General features: G+C 59.6%; 8 protein-coding genes. All 8 read left to right on the top strand.

Translation table 11 applies throughout. The features are described 5' to 3' along the window. The first annotated feature begins 143 nt into the window (after positions 1-143). Positions 144-668, top strand: a complete 525-nt coding sequence (locus BQ5379_RS00275; protein ID WP_071133588.1) for a hypothetical protein — start codon at positions 144-146, stop codon at positions 666-668. Positions 669-1,232: 564 nt separating this feature from the next. After that, positions 1,233-2,465, top strand: a complete 1,233-nt coding sequence (locus BQ5379_RS00270) for an MGH1-like glycoside hydrolase domain-containing protein (RefSeq protein WP_071133587.1) — start codon at positions 1,233-1,235, stop codon at positions 2,463-2,465. A 698-nt stretch (positions 2,466-3,163) separates the two neighbouring features. Then, the gene (locus BQ5379_RS00265; protein WP_071133586.1) at positions 3,164-7,024 is read left to right on the top strand and encodes a hybrid sensor histidine kinase/response regulator transcription factor; all 3,861 of its coding nucleotides are present in this window, start codon (positions 3,164-3,166) and stop codon (positions 7,022-7,024) included. Between the two features lie 91 nt (positions 7,025-7,115). Then, entirely contained in the window at positions 7,116-8,252 is a 1,137-nt protein-coding gene (locus BQ5379_RS00260) for an aldose epimerase family protein (RefSeq protein WP_071133585.1), read from the top strand. A gap of 2 nt (positions 8,253-8,254) precedes the next feature. Continuing rightward, positions 8,255-10,270, top strand: coding sequence for a beta-L-arabinofuranosidase domain-containing protein (locus BQ5379_RS00255; RefSeq protein ID WP_071133584.1), 2,016 nt, complete (start codon positions 8,255-8,257; stop codon positions 10,268-10,270). A gap of 34 nt (positions 10,271-10,304) precedes the next feature. Then, complete coding sequence (locus BQ5379_RS00250) at positions 10,305-12,137, top strand: glycoside hydrolase family 2 protein (RefSeq protein ID WP_071133583.1); 1,833 nt, start codon at positions 10,305-10,307, stop codon at positions 12,135-12,137. Between the two features lie 554 nt (positions 12,138-12,691). Next, positions 12,692-14,686: a glycoside hydrolase family 172 protein gene (locus tag BQ5379_RS00245; protein ID WP_071133582.1), complete on the top strand. Its 1,995-nt coding sequence runs from the start codon at positions 12,692-12,694 to the stop codon at positions 14,684-14,686. Positions 14,687-14,698: 12 nt separating this feature from the next. Then, entirely contained in the window at positions 14,699-15,721 is a 1,023-nt protein-coding gene (locus BQ5379_RS00240) for a glycoside hydrolase family protein (RefSeq protein WP_071133581.1), read from the top strand. The last annotated feature ends 1 nt before the right edge of the window (position 15,722 follow it).

Here is a 15,722-nt window from a genome sequence, read left to right as displayed (position 1 = left end):
CAATCTAAAAGGCATCCTGACAAACGATGAAAATTAAATCATTAGAGCCTGCCGATGACTTAACGGATAAATTGATATGTTTGCAGAAACAAGCGGTAAGAGACCTAACCCGGGCGCACTAAATAAAACCCTCCCCGACAATCATGAAACAATTATTAGCTTTCCTGCTGCTGACGCTCATAAGTTTCACGGGTTATGCCCAGGATTTCAATCACAATTTTCAGCGAAATAGCGATGGTATCGTATGGGATTGCACATTTGTCGATTCATCGAAATCCACCGGCGATATCCTCACTCACTTTTTGCTCTCCGAGGACCTTAAAGACATTCGGCAGGTCGGTGATGTTATTGTTGCGCACGTAATAAAGTGGCGACCGAATTATAAGGCAGCAGGTTATACGGACTGGAACATCCCCCTCTATATAGCTCGCAGCAGTGGATTTTCAGGGACAGTGAAGATATATGCATCCGAAAACCGTTACAGAGTCGTATTCTCAAACATCGTCATTCATGCCAGTTCCAACCCGGACGACCCGTTCTTCCCAACCGACTCCTATTTGAATGACCTGGCTTACAATTTCAGGAAAGACAAATTCAAGCCATCATTCACTGCAGGCATAGACAAGCTGGACAAACTCTTTCAGATTAAGTTCAAGATAGACGAATAACGTTTGGCCCCCGCTGCTTAAAACTTTGCAGCCAACATATTGCCATGCCCTCAAGTTCGCCGAAATGAGGAACACTGCATAGAATAGCGCCGTTTATTCATTCCCTCTCCGTCAATTACACTTTCAAACACAGCGCCGTGTCCGTCCGACACGGCTTTTTTCGGTCATTCCCATTTCCATCTTTTCCGTCTTGCTCCACTCTCCGACAACGCATCGTAGTCATTAAGCATCAAGACTATGGTTTGCTAATGATCTGCAATGGTAGAAAATCAAACTATTTTCCTATTTTTGTTAGTCGCAGTCCAACCAACAAACTTTAAGCCCGACATACGACGGTTTGTTTTTGTCGAATCCTCTCCTGCTGCATTTGCAAATACAAAGTAAGCCACCCCCACCCCATTAAAATTTTCCAATATGGCAATCAGATTTAAATCCAAAGCACGGCCCCAAACAGCCAGACACACAAAAACGTTTTTGTTAAGTTGTCTGCTTACCATCTCGGCCGCCTCGGCAGAAGGACAAGTCCTCACACATTTGTCGATCAAAGAGGAACTTACCCCACGCATGGAAGCCGCACTGCGGAAAGCCCAGGAATACCCCGTTCCCGCATGGTGCAATACGCCGGAGTTGCGCAAACAGCGACAAATCATCATCGAGAAGTGCATCAAGACCCTATACTACAACCATCTGGACCCGATCAACCGAATTCGCTACGAAGGCGTTCGGCCCTCCGTGACGACCTTTAACGGGCTGTGGTCCTGGGACAGCTGGAAACATGCCGCCGGACTGGCCTATGTGGACAAGCAGCTGGCCGAAAATTCGATCCGGGCAATGTATGATTACCAGACCCCGGAGGGGATGATACCCGACTGTGTATTTCCCGACACCCAAAACTTCACCGGATCGACCTGCGTGACCGAACTGACCAAACCGCCGTTGTCCGGGTGGGCCGTTTGGGAGATCTACGAGCAGACGCACGACACTGCATTTATCAGAGAGATGTACCCCAAGATCGTCAAATACCACAAATGGCGCTACGAATACCGGGACATCAACCAGAACGGTCTGTGCGAACTGGGCGCAAGCATCGACCGGCTGAACACGGCAAAGTGCGAGATGGCCGACAATGCCATACGCTACGACAATGCACAGATGCTGAAAAAATCGGACAGCTGCTACTCGATGAACGTCGAATCGGTGGACCTGAGCGCCTACATGTACCAGGAAAAAGGCTATCTGCTCAAGATGGCCCAGCTGCTCGGATTGAAGGATGAGGCCAAACAGTACAAACAGGAGATGAAGGTGCTGAAGAAACAGATTCAGGAAGTCTTCTTCGACGAAAACACCGGTTTCTTCTACGACGTCAGAATGGACGACGGTTCCTTCATCCTGAGTCAGGAATCGTGTGGCTGGACTCCCCTGTTTGCGGGTGTAGCAACCAGGAAACAGGCGGCCGCCGTTGTTGCCAACATGATGGACGAAGCCAAGTTCAATACCGTCATGCCCCTGCCGACAGCCTCGAAAGAGTGTCCGGAATTTGACCCGGTCAACGGTTACTGGCGAGGCCCGACGTGGTTGGACCAGTTTTATTTCGGCTACATGGGTCTGCTGAACTACGGATACCGAGACGAGGCAGTCGCTCTGCTGAAAAAAGTATTGCAGAACGGCCAGGGCATCACAGATCCCGAAGGGGAGCTGCGCGAACATTACAATCCGTTGACCGGTGAAGCCGGCGGTGCCCGTAACTTCGGATGGACAGCATCGCACCTGCTCCAGCTCATGCTGCAACAAGACTAACATTCACCCTATTCAATGCCATGCAAAGGTCTTTCCACCGCTGTGGAAAGACCTTTTTTGCTACGAAGCAACGCACGACATACGTCGCCATGCGTCACTGGATTTCAAGCTATTCCCGACGCCAACCGCAGCAAAGCAGAAAAGAGATTTCCCGAAGAGTGTGTCGAAAGCTCACCCCAAGCGATAAGAGTACCGAAAACGGGACATTCCGACCTTTGCAGTTCATCGGTATTCAAACCCTGCATTGTATTTCCGTGTCACCTGTTCTCCGTACGATGTATTGAACCTCGATACAACGACAGTCCTCTCACCTCACCTGACCGGTTCCATCACCCCATTTGAAAAGCTCCTCAAACAAACCGGGAAAGGGCGGCAAAATACAGATTCGCACGACCGCACCACCGGGCCTTCGTCAGGCCAAAATAGAACGTGAAGTTCGAAATTTCCACCCCATTTTCTACCTTTACACAAGGAATTGCAGCCGATCACACGCATTGCAGCAACGGCAGACCCGCGAACGGTTTCCGCATCAAACGGCCCGATACAAGCAAATCTACCGCCAGAAAGGAACACAAAAGGAGGCACACCAACACCCCTCGCTCCGCTGAAACAAGGAATTTGACCGCACCGTTCACCACAACGCCCGCTCCCCAAGGTCATCGGCTCTTCCCCGCCCGAAACGGAAACCCGTGTCCGACATGAAACGATTCGCACAGCTTCTGATTGTACTCATCAGCCTGTTCCTCCCGGCACAGGGCGCCCCGTCTGACTTCATATTCAAGCACTTTTACGACCCGTCTCACCCGCTGACGAACATCGTCAACATCGATCTCGACCGCAACGGCATGGTGTGGGTTTCGTCCGGCACCTACGGACTCTTCCGGTTCGACGGCTACAACTACCGCACCATCAGCGAACTCAGCGGCACCGACAGCCTCGCCACCCTCAAAGGTGACATCCACATCGACGCCCAAAACCGGCTATGGATCCTCTACGCCGGCAAAATCCACCGCTACGACTGCGACCGCAACCGCATGATCGCCACCCCGTTCGACACCCTGGCCATCGGAGCGATGCGCGGAGTGGGCGACACCGTGCTGCTGACCGTGGCCGACAACCTCTACCGGTACAGCGACGACACACTGCGTCTGCTGGCCCCCCACTGCGGCCGTGTGATCGGCGCCTCGGCCGACCGCTACTTCACCCTCAACGGCCGTCAGATCCACTCGATCGACCCCCGAACCGGCGCACAGACCTCCTGCGACTCGCCCATCCCCACCGACATCATCTACCACATCCAGCAGACTCCCACCGGCGAGTGGCTGATCGGCACCTACCGTCAGGGGCTGATGCTCTACAACCCCGCGACCGGCGCCCTGCGCACACTGGTTCCGAACGATATCATCCGCGACATCGAGCCCGACGGCAGCCGGTTCTGGATAGCCAGCGAATCGGGTCTCTACCTCTACGACGCCTCGGAGCGCACCCTTCGCCACATCCAAAAGGACTGGAGCCGCTCGTACAGCCTCAACGACAACGCCGTCTACTCCGTCAAGACCTCGCCCGAAGGAGGGCTGTGGGTCGGCACCTATTTCCGCGGCCTCAGTTACCTGCCCCGCCACGCCCTCGACTACGAATACCTCAACCCCAGTCAGAAGAACCAGACCCACCGCGGCAACGTGGTACGAACCATGGCCGCAGACGGCAGCGGCGTGCTCTGGATCGGCACCGAGGACGGCGGACTGAACCGGTACGACCCCCGCAGCGACCGGATGACCAACTACGCGCTGGGCAACGCCGACCACCCCCTCTCCGGCACCAACGTCCACGGCGTGCACTATTACGACGGCCACATCTGGGCGGGGACCTTCAAAGAGGGAATCGACGTGATCGACCCCGCCAGCGGCCGCATCGTGCGCCACTACGACACCTCGACCGGCAACGGACTGATCGACAACTTCGTGCTCGACTTTCTGACCGCTGCGGACGGCACCCTGTACGTGGGTACCAGCCTCGGCGTACAGCAATACCACCCAGCCACCGACCGGTTCACCACCCTGCTGTCCGGCATCGGCGTCATTTCGCTGGAACGGGACGCTGCGGAACAACTATGGATCGGGACCTACACCGGCCTTTACCGCAGCACCCCCGACAAAAGCCGATTCAGCGAAATCACCCTTTCGACCGATCCCCAGTCACGAATCGTCAACTTCGTCACCGCCGACCACCGCCGGCACATCTGGGTAGGCACCGAAAACGGTCTGTACGAATTCACGCCGACAAGCGAGACCCCGCAATACCACCGGCTCTCGGAAAATTCGCTGGAACGGGACGTCAAGTCGATCGTCGAAGACCGTTTCGGCCACCTGTGGCTCTCGACCTCGGGCGGCATCATCCGGTTCGACCCGCAGAGCCGGACCCAGACCCTGTTCCCGATGAGCGGCGAACCGTGCGGGTCACGCTTCAACTACAACTCCGTCTACCGCGACACACTGACCGATGCGATTCTGTTCGGTTCGCTCAACGGGATGATCCGCTTCACCCCGCGCGAAAGCTACTCCGACCGCACCGCACCCAAACCCGTCATCTCGAGCTTCGCCTACAACGACCCCACCCACTACACCACCCTCCACCGGAACTTTACGGACACGACCCTCGACCGCCCGCTGCCCTACGACCGGAACTTCCTGCGGATCGGACTTTTCACCCCCGGCATCTTCTCCTCGGACAAGGTCTTCTATGCCTACCGCCTCGAAGGCTACACGAAAGAGTGGATCAGGACCGACCGCGACATCATCGAACTCCAGAACCTCGACCCCGGCCGCTACCGGCTCGAAGTCTGTACGGTCGGTCCCGACGGCAACTACTCCCCGGCCATCTCCCACGTCGCCTTCACCATCGCGCCTCCGCTGTGGCTGACCACCACGGCCAAAATCCTCTACCTGCTGATCGGCCTCGGTCTGGTGCTGGCCGCGGTCCGTTTCATCCGCAACCGCGAACGGCAGAAACGCGAACGCTTCGAACAAGAGCTGAAAGTGCGTCAGGAACAGGAACTCTACGAAGCGAAGATCGACTTCTTCACGACCATCGCCCACGAGATCCGCACCCCGTTGACCCTGATCAAGGCACCGCTCGATGAGATCGCCGAACAACCGACCGCCGACCGCATCGACCACAACCTGCCGATCGTCATGCGCCACACCCAGTGGTTGACGAACCTCTGCACCCAACTGCTCGACTTTCAGTCCGTCGAGAAGGGGGCCTACCGGCTCAACCCCTCGGTCGCCGACCTGCGGCGGCTGACCGGCGAGATCGTGGACGACTTCGCCCCCTCGTTCCACGCCAAAGGGATCACCCCCGACGTAGAGCTGGGCGGAGAGCAGCCCATCATGGCCGTGATCGACACCGATATTTTCCACAAAGTGGTGGGCAACCTACTCCAGAACGCCCTGAAATACTCCCGCCACACCGTCCAAATCCGGCTGACCCGCGACCCGCAGCAGCTACGGCTCTCCATCCTGAACGACGGCCACCTGATCCGCCCCAGCGAAGAGCGTTCGATCTTCACCCTCTTCACGCGCCTCGAAAAGAGCCAGATCGGGAGCGGCATCGGACTGCCCTTTGCCCGTGAGCTCGTCCGCGTCCACGGTTGGGAACTGGAACTCCTTTTTGATACACCCGGTCTGAACCATTTCCAGCTGACCATCCCGTTGCAGGTTCCGGCAGACGAGCCGACACCCGCCACAGCCTCGCCGGCCGAACCCCTTCAGGCAGAACTCTCCGCAGCCGGACGTTCCACAGTGCTCGTGGTCGAGGATAACGACGAGTTGCGGCAATACATCGCCTCGCTGCTCGACCAGCACTACCGCGTCATCACCGCACCCGACGGCGAACAGGCACTCGCCACGCTCGACAGCCAGGAGGTTGATCTGGTGCTGAGCGATGTAATGATGCCCGGCATGGACGGCATCGAGCTGTGCAAACGGATCAAGTCGAACGACGCCACCTGCCACCTGCCCGTGATCCTGCTGACGGCCGACGTTTCGATCGCCTCGAAGCTGTCGGCCCTGGAGTACGGCGCCGACGACTACATCGAAAAGCCTTTCTCCGGCAAATACCTCATCGCCCGGCTAGCCAACATCCTCGCGACCCGCCGCCGACTCTACGAAGAGTTCGCCCGAAAACCGCTGACCATCTCCGGATGTCTCGGCAACCGGAACCGCGCCGAACGCGAGTTCACCGAACGGCTCCAGGAGCTCATCGACCACCACATCGACAACACCGAGCTCGACGTCGATTTCGTCGCCTCGCACCTGGGCATGAGCCGCGCGACGCTCTACCGCAAGGCCCGTGCCTACATGGAGATGTCGATCGCCGACTTCATCACCCTGTGCCGGCTCAAACGGGCCGCCCAGCTGCTGACCGACTCGCGGCACACCGTCGCCGAAGTGGCCTACATGGTCGGTTTCTCCAGCCCCTCGTACTTCACCACCCGTTTCACCAAACAGTTCGGACAGACCCCCTCGGAATTCGTCAACAGCCTGAAAAACAAGGCGTGATACGATTTCTAAACGAAATGATACGATTCTGAAAGCCGTCGCCGAAGGGTAAAAGTACATTTGTCTCGTTCCCAAAACGCACAGACAAACCATGAGACTTTTACCCCTTCTGCTGGGGGGCCTCGCAGCCGCACTGACCGGCTGCACCACCGGTTCGGCCCCCACCTCCCTGCTGCTCGAAGCATCGGCCTTCGACACCACCCTCGACAATCGTCCCGTGTCGCTCCACACCCTGCGCAACGACCGCGGAATGGCCGTCCAGATTACCAACTACGGCGCACGCGTAGTCAGCCTCGTCGTGCCCGACCGCGACGGCACCCCGACCGATGTGGTATGGGGTTACCCGACCATCGGTGAGTACCTCGCCAGCGACGACGTCTATTCGGGTCCGATCGTGGGCCGCTTCGGCAACCGCATCGCCCGCGGCCGCTTCACCCTCGATTCGACCACCTACCAGCTTTCGATCAACAACGCCCCCAACCACCTGCACGGCGGCAACGCGGGGGTATGGAACCGCGTGTGGGAGATTACGGCCTCGACCGACAGCTCCCTGACGCTGCACTACCTGTCGCCCGACGGTGAAGACGGCTACCCCGGCAACCTTTCCATGAGCGTCACCTACACCGTGACGGCCGACAACGCCCTGCGCCTGAGCTACGACGCCACCACCGATCGTCCTACGCCGTGCAACCTCACGTGGCACCCCTATTTTAACCTCCACGGCCGCGCCGACCGTTCGACCGACTCCCACCAGCTGTACGTCTGCGCGAGCCGCTACACCCCGACCGACTCGACCCTCATCCCCACGGGCGAGATTCTGCCCGTCGCAGAGACCCCGGCCGATTTCCGCACCCCGACGGCCGTCGGCGCACGGGAGTACGACACCACTTCATCACTGATCCGCTACGGCAAGGGCTACGACCTGAACTTCGTGCTGGACAAAACCGGCACCGCAGCTGTCGAAAAGGCGGCCGAGCTGTACGAACCCTCGAATGGTATTCTGCTCACCATCTACACCGACCAGCCTGGTCTTCAATTCTACTCCGGCGGCTGCATCAGCCCCGCCTGCCCCGGCAAACATGGTCAGCAGCGTACCCCGTACAGCGGCATCGCCCTCGAAACGCAAAATTTCCCCGATGCCCCCAACCAGCCGGCCTTCCCGAACAGCATCCTGCGCCCCGGCGAACACTATAACCACCAGGCGATTTATCAATTCTCAACCAAATAGACATGAAGCCCAAAACCCTGTTACCCGCACTCGGCACCCTGCTGGCCCTCTCCTGCGCTCCGCAGGAGGCCGTAGTCGTCGATCAACTGCCCACCGAGGCCACCTCGGCCAACTACCCCGTGAACCGCACTCCGCTGGCACCGGCTCCGCTGCTCAAGCTGCCGACCGGTTCGATCCAGCCGCAGGGGTGGATCAAAACCATCCTCGACGCCCAACAGGACGGCCTCAACGGCCACCTGGGCGAAATTAGCGCCTGGCTCCAGAAGGGCGACAACGCCTGGCTCAAGGAAGGCGGCGCCTGGGGATGGGAAGAAGTCCCCTACTGGCTGCGCGGCTACAGCGATCTGGCCTTCATCACCGGCGATACGGCCATGCTGCGCGAGAGTCGTTTCTGGATCGACGCCATTCTGGCCTCGCAACACGAGAACGGTGACTTCGGGCCCTCGGTCTACAGCGGTGCAGGCATCCGCGACCTATGGCCCAACATGATCGTGCTGTGGATTATGCAGAACTACTACGAATACGCGGGCGACCAGCGTGTGATCGATTTCATGACCCGCTACTGCCACTACCTGAACACGCTGCCCGACGAGCAGTTTCTGGAAGACTACTGGGAGAAGAGCCGCGGCGGCGACAACCTGTGGAGCGTCGTGTGGCTCTACAACCGCACGGGCGACACGACCCTGCTGAGCCTGGGCGAGAAGCTGCACCGCAACACCGACGTGTGGTACAACCCCACCTCGCTGCCCAACTGGCACAACGTCAACATCGCGCAGGGCGTCCGCGAACCGGCCACGTGGTATCTGTTCAGCCGCGACAGCGCGATGCTCCGCGCCACCTATAACGCACAGGAGCTGATCCGCCGCACGTTCGGTCAGGTTCCGGGCGGGATGTTCGGCGCCGACGAGAACGCCCGCATGGGCTACATCGACCCGCGACAGGGTACCGAGACCTGCGGTTTCGCCGAACAGATGGCCACGGACCAGATCATGATGCTCATCAGCGGCGATCCCTACTGGGCCGCCAACTGCGAAGACATCGCCTTCAACTCCATGCCCGCCGCCATGATGCCCGACATGCGTTCGCTGCGTTACCTCACCTGCCCGAACCACGTGGTGAGCGACTCGAAGAACCACTCCCCCAGCCTGCAGAATCAGGGTCCGTTCCTGGCGATGAACCCCTTCAGCAGCCGCTGCTGCCAGCACAACCACGGTCTGGCGTGGACCTATTACAATGATTTTCTGGGGATGGCGACCCTCGACGGTGGTCTCTGCCTGATGCTCTACAACTCGGCCGACATCCGGGCCCGCGTAGCCGACGGTCAGGAGATCCTGCTGACCGAACGCACCCACTACCCGTTCGACGAAACCATCGGGCTGACCGTACAGACCGACCAAGCCGTCACCTTCCCGCTCTACCTGCGTCTGCCCGCGTGGTGCGACGCTCCGGAGGCCGAAGTGAACGGCCGTTCCGTGGGGCACATCCGCGAGGGGAACTTCCTGAAGATCGAACGCACGTGGAACGACGGCGACTCGGTGACGCTGCGCCTGCCGATGACCGTCTCGAAACGCTACTGGGCGGTCAATCAAAACTCCGTGAGCGTCGATTACGGTCCGCTGACCCTGTCGCTCGAGATCGGCGAACGCTACGACACCACCGACAGCCGCGCCACAGCCATCTGGGATTCGCAATGGCAGGAGGGGGTCGATGCCTCGCAATGGAAATCCTACGAAATCCACCCCACGACCCCGTGGAACTACGCCCTGGTCGACGAAGCCCCGATCACCGTCGTTCGCAGCGCGTGGAAAGAGGGAGCCAACCCCTTCACGCTGGAAAACGTGCCGCTGCGTTTCGAGGCTACGGGCCGTCTGATTCCCTCGTGGGGGCTGGACGAGACCGGCACCTGTCAGGTACTCCCCTCGCCTGAGGCACCCCGCGCCGAACAGCGCGACCCGATCACCCTGGTACCAATGGGCGCGGCCCGACTGCGCATCTCAGCCTTCCCGCAGGCAGACTAATCCATTCCAACATCCACCCTTACAATCAAACCCAATGAAACGCATTCTTTTGCTTCTATCTCTGGTGCTGCTGGCCCCTGCGCTGCGCGCCCAGACCCCGCGCCCGGAATACCCGCGGCCACAGTTCGAACGCAACGAGTGGATCAACCTGAACGGCCCGTGGAGCTACACCCTCGACCCGGCCGGCACGGGTCTCGAACGCGGTTTCCCGCAATCCCAGGGCTTCGACAGTACGATTCTGGTTCCCTTCGCCCCGGAGAGCCGCCTCTCCGGTGTCGAACACAAAGATTTCATCGAACACCTCTGGTACCAACGTTCGATCACCGTGCCCAAAGCGTGGAGCGGCAAGAAGATTCTGCTGAACTTCGGCGCCGTCTACTATCAGGCCGACATCTATCTGGACGGTCAGTTCATCACGCGCCACTTCGGCGGCTCGTCCTCCTTCAGCGTCGACCTGACCCCGTGGGCCAAACCCGATACGGCACAATCGCTGGTAGTCTATGTCCGCAGCGACCTGCGCCACCAGCTGCAACCAGCCGGGAAACAATCCACCCGCTACGCCTCGCACGTCTGCAACTACACCCGCACCACGGGTATCTGGCAGACCGTATGGCTCGAAGCCGTCCACCCCAAGGCACTTCGCTCGGCACAGGTAAATACCGACATCGACAATGCGCAGATCATCATCCGTCCCGAGTTCTACGCCACGGGCGGAACCCGTCTGCGTGCCACGCTGCTGGACGGCGACCGGAAGGTCGCCTCGGTCGAGAGCGACGCCTCGGCCGGCGCGCCGCTCGTCCTGCCGGTCAAGAACCAAAAGCTCTGGTCGCCCGACTCGCCCCACCTCTACGACCTGGTCTATGAAGTGTCGGACGCCGAGGGACAGGTGATCGACCGCGTCCGTTCGTACGTCGGGATGCGCAAGATCCACGCCGAAGGCAACCGACTCTATCTGAACAACCAGCCGATCTACCTGCGGATGGTGCTGGACCAGGGCTACTACCCCGAGAGCCAGTGGACCGCCCCGTCGGACTCGGCCCTGCGCAACGATATTCTGCTGGCCAAGGCGGTCGGTTTCAACGGCGCCCGCCTGCACCAAAAAGTGTTTGAAGAACGTTTCCACTATTGGGCCGACCGTCTGGGCTACCTGACCTGCGGCGAGATGAACAGCTGGGGTCTGGACTACAACCTCCCCATCGCCACCTCGATTTTCCTGCCCGAGTGGTGCGAAGTGGTCAAACGCGACCGCAACCACCCGTCGATCATCATGTGGGTGCCGCTCAACGAGCAGAACAATGTCGACCGGACCAACTTCCCGCACTTCTCCGAGGTGCTCTACAACACCACCAAGGATTACGACCCCACGCGTCCGGTGCTGACCACCTCGGGCGGAGCACACTACAAGACCGACATCTTCTCGTGCCACCTCTACCACCAGGATCCCGAAGCACTGCGCAAGGAGCTCTGGAACGACGGCAAGCTGTTCCAGGGCCACCGTTTCGAGATTGAGCCGCGCGTGCTGTACAACACCGGCTCCAACTTCCCGGTAGACAACAACGCGACCCGTTGGCTGACCTACTCCGGTGACATTCCCTACCTGTTCGACGAGTTCGGCGGCGTCTCCTACAGCGAGCGGAGCGGCAGCGGCGGATGGGGCTACGGCGGAGCATCGTCGGCCGACGACTTCTACCGGAAGATCGAATCGCTGGTCGATGTAGTGATCGGCATGGCCCCGATGATCGGCGGTTTCTGCTACACCCAGCTGACCGACGTCGAGCAGGAACAGAACGGCCTCTACTACTACGACCGCACCCCGAAATTCGACGCCGAAAAACTGAAAGCCATCTTCAATAAAGAGATCAAGTAACCCCACGATTTTCCTTGTGCAGAATCCCTTAACCGGAGATTCTGCACAAGGAAATCAATCATTCAGGATTCCGAAAAAGTGATTCCGGAAGAGTAATCCCGAGACAGGGATTCCCGCCACACCCGGTCAAACCGTCCGACTCAACTTTCGGTCGTTATTCCGGCTGTTCGACGAGCGAATTCACTTGCCATACGTTGCTTCGGTTCCACCCCACCACAACGTAAGATGTTTTCGAGAAATTTTATTTTTGAAACAGAGTTCCAAAAATAAAAACAATGATTAATTTTGCCCCGTTAACTTGTGGACACATACAAAAAGCCCATCCCGAAAACAGAACCGCAACGCACATTTGTTCAGGAGATTACTCCACAAATCCGACCGCAAGTTCGGACAGAAACAGGAGACAATTACGCCGGAGCGACCCAGCAACGGGTCTCACGACCATGGACGGACCGCCCAAAAGACAGACCGCCGGCACTGCAACCGCGAATCACACCTGACCGCAACCCGTTTCCGAGAATCCTGCCAAACGAAGACTAACACCTCTGAATATCATGCGACGCCTACTACTGACCCTCACCGCCCTCACCCTGAGTTTTCAGGCATTCAGCCAAAGCGTTACCCTCTCGTCTCTGCTCCGCGAGATGGTCGACCGCCAGGCCGTGACCCGCTTTCCCGACTACCGGGCCCACCAGGCGAGCAGCTATAACCGTACCTCCGTATCGCCCGACGCCCCCGGCTGGTTTGCCGACTCGGACGGCGTATGGTGCATCCGCGAAGAGACCAACGCCCAGGGCGAAACCGAATGGGTGCTGATGGAAGACAACGGCCCCGGCGCCATCACCAAAATTTGGGCCGTCTGCTTCTACTACGGCCTGGCCGACACCACCGGAGCCAACGTCCGGATCTACATCGACGGTTCGACGACCCCTGTGATCGACGAAAACTTCTTCGCACTGGTCAAAGGGCAGAGTTTTGTGGCTCCCCCGCTGGCCGCCGAGACCCGCCGCGCCGGGAACCTCTACCTGCCCATCCCCTACGCCAAGAGTTGTAAGGTGACGATGAACAAAAAGGTATTCTACAACATCATCAGCTACCGCCGCTACCCCGCCGGTACGCCCGTCGAGAGCTTCAGCATGGCCGCCGTCGAGCAGAACAAACCACTGGTTGACAGCGTAAACCGCGTACTGGCACAAGGCATCGACACCCCGTCGGCCGGCAAGGAGAAATCGACCCGTCTGACCCTCGCACCGGGAGAAAAGAGCACCGTTCGCCTGCCGAAAGGCACCCGTGCCCTGAGCGACATGACCTTCAACGTCGGCGACGGCAATCAGTTGCGGCAGACCATCCTCTCGCTGACCTTCGACGGCCGCCAGACCGTCTGGTCGCCCATCGGCGACTTCTTCAGCGTCGGAGTGGGTATTCGCCCCTACTCCACCTGGGAGCGTTCCGCTGCGGAAGACGGCACCCTGCGCTGCCGCTGGATGATGCCCTACCGCGAGAGCGCCTCGGCTACGTTCGAAAACCTCTCCGACACCACCGTACAGATCGAATTTGCCTACAAAACCGTCCCGTATGAATGGACTTCGGAGTCGATGTACTTCCACAGCCGTTGGAAGAGCGGCGACCCGACCCCCGGTTTCCCGCTCTTCGACTACAACATGGTCGAGGTACAGGGCCGCGGCGTCTATGTGGGCGACCAGTTCACCGTCCTGAACCCCGCCGAAGGATGGTGGGGCGAAGGGGATGAAAAGGTTTGGGTCGATAACGAAAGTTTCCCCTCGCTCTTCGGCACCGGCACCGAAGACTACTACGGCTGGGCCGGTGGCGTGGTTCCCACCTCGGCCGACCAGTTCTCGGTTCCCTTCCTGGCCAACGTCCGCGTGGCAGACCCCAACTCCAAGGGCTACAACACCTGCACCCGGACCCGTTCGCTCGACGCCATCCCGTTCGCCGAACATCTGCGTTTCGACATCGAATCGTCCGGTTCGATGCGCTACAACTGGTTCCACATGCTCTACGCCGTGAACGCCTTCTGGTATGCCGACGGTGATGCCACCGACAATGCCGAAGAGCTGCGCCAGTACGCCTCGCAACCGCCCATGACCCTCAGCGCGCTGGAACAGCTCAACGCCGCCGCCAAGGAGCAGGGCTATTCGGTGGACGGAGCCATCGAGGCCGAAAACCTCTCCACCTACACCCTCGCTGACGGAGCCGTTGAAACCGACGCGATCGACGTATGGGGCGACCGTAGCGGCGGACGCCTCAAGGGATTCAATTTGCCGGCCGGCGGTTCGGTGACCGTCCGTCTGACCGAGCTTTTCGCCGAAACACCGCTGAAGATGTGCGTCGTAACGAACTCCTCGAGTTCCGAAGTCGAGATCCGCGTCAACGGCGAACTCGTCCGTACGCTCAACCTCAACTCCGAACATGCCGCCATGCCGGTCATCGACCTGGGCAGCTTCGAACCGAAGGAGAACGCCCTAGAGATCCGCTTCACCGCCCTCCGGAACACACAACTGGGGCTGGACTACTTCCTGACCAAATAGCACATCCGTAACATGAAACTCATTCAATACCTGTCCGTCGGCCTGTTCCTGCTGACGGGCAGCCTCCCCTTGTCGTCCGCGCAGAAAGCCCCCGCGCCCATGTACCGCGACCCCGTTACGGACGGTGCGGCCGACCCGGCGCTGGTTTGGAACCGTGCCGAAAAGTGCTGGTGGATGCTCTACACCCAGCGTCGCGCCAACACCGAGGCCGAGAACGTGGCCTACTGCTACGGCACGGCCATCGGCATCGCCTCATCCGACGACAACGGCCAGACGTGGGTCTACCGCGGGACGCTCGACCTGCAGATCGACCCCGGCCACAACACCTTCTGGGCCCCCGACATCGTGTGGGAGAACGGTAAATACCACCTCTTCGTCGCCTATATCCGCGGCGTGCGCACCAACTGGGGCGGTCATGCGCGGATCGTCCACTTCACGAGCGAAGACCTCTGGAACTGGACCTACGAAGGGGCACCGCAGCTCTCTTCGGAACGCGTGATCGACCCCACGCTGCTCAAAACTCCGGACGGCACCTGGTGCATGTGGTACAAGGATGAAGATCGCGGAGCCGTGACCATGAAGGCCACGAGCCGCGACCTCTACCGCTGGGAGTACAACGACGAACCGGCCATCGGCGGCCGCGGCCACGAAGGAGCCAAAGCCTTCCGGTGGAAAGAGCGGTACTGGATGCTGACCGACCAGTGGCGCGGGATGCAGGTCTACTGCTCCGACGACCTGGAGCATTGGGCGCCGCAGGGACTGATCCTCGACACGCCCGGCACCCGTCGCGACGACACCCCGCAGGGAGCCCACGGCGATGTGGTCGTCAGCGGCGACCGGGCCTACGTCATCTACTTCACCCACCCCGGGCGCACGGCTCACACCGAGGAGCATCCCGACCCCGTGACCCGCATCCTCCCCTTCAGCGAACGCCGCAGCTCGATCCAGGTAGCCGAGCTGCAGGTCATCGACGACACGCTTCGTTGCGACCGCAATGCCGATTTTGAATTCTACCTGTCCGAACCCAAGAACTAAA

Source organism: Millionella massiliensis (genome assembly GCF_900104655.1).
In the GTDB taxonomy this organism is placed as follows: Bacteria; Bacteroidota; Bacteroidia; order Bacteroidales; family Rikenellaceae; genus Rikenella; species Rikenella massiliensis.
The sequence above is the reverse complement of the archived record's forward strand: the minus strand, read 5'-3'. Positions and strand labels throughout refer to the sequence as shown.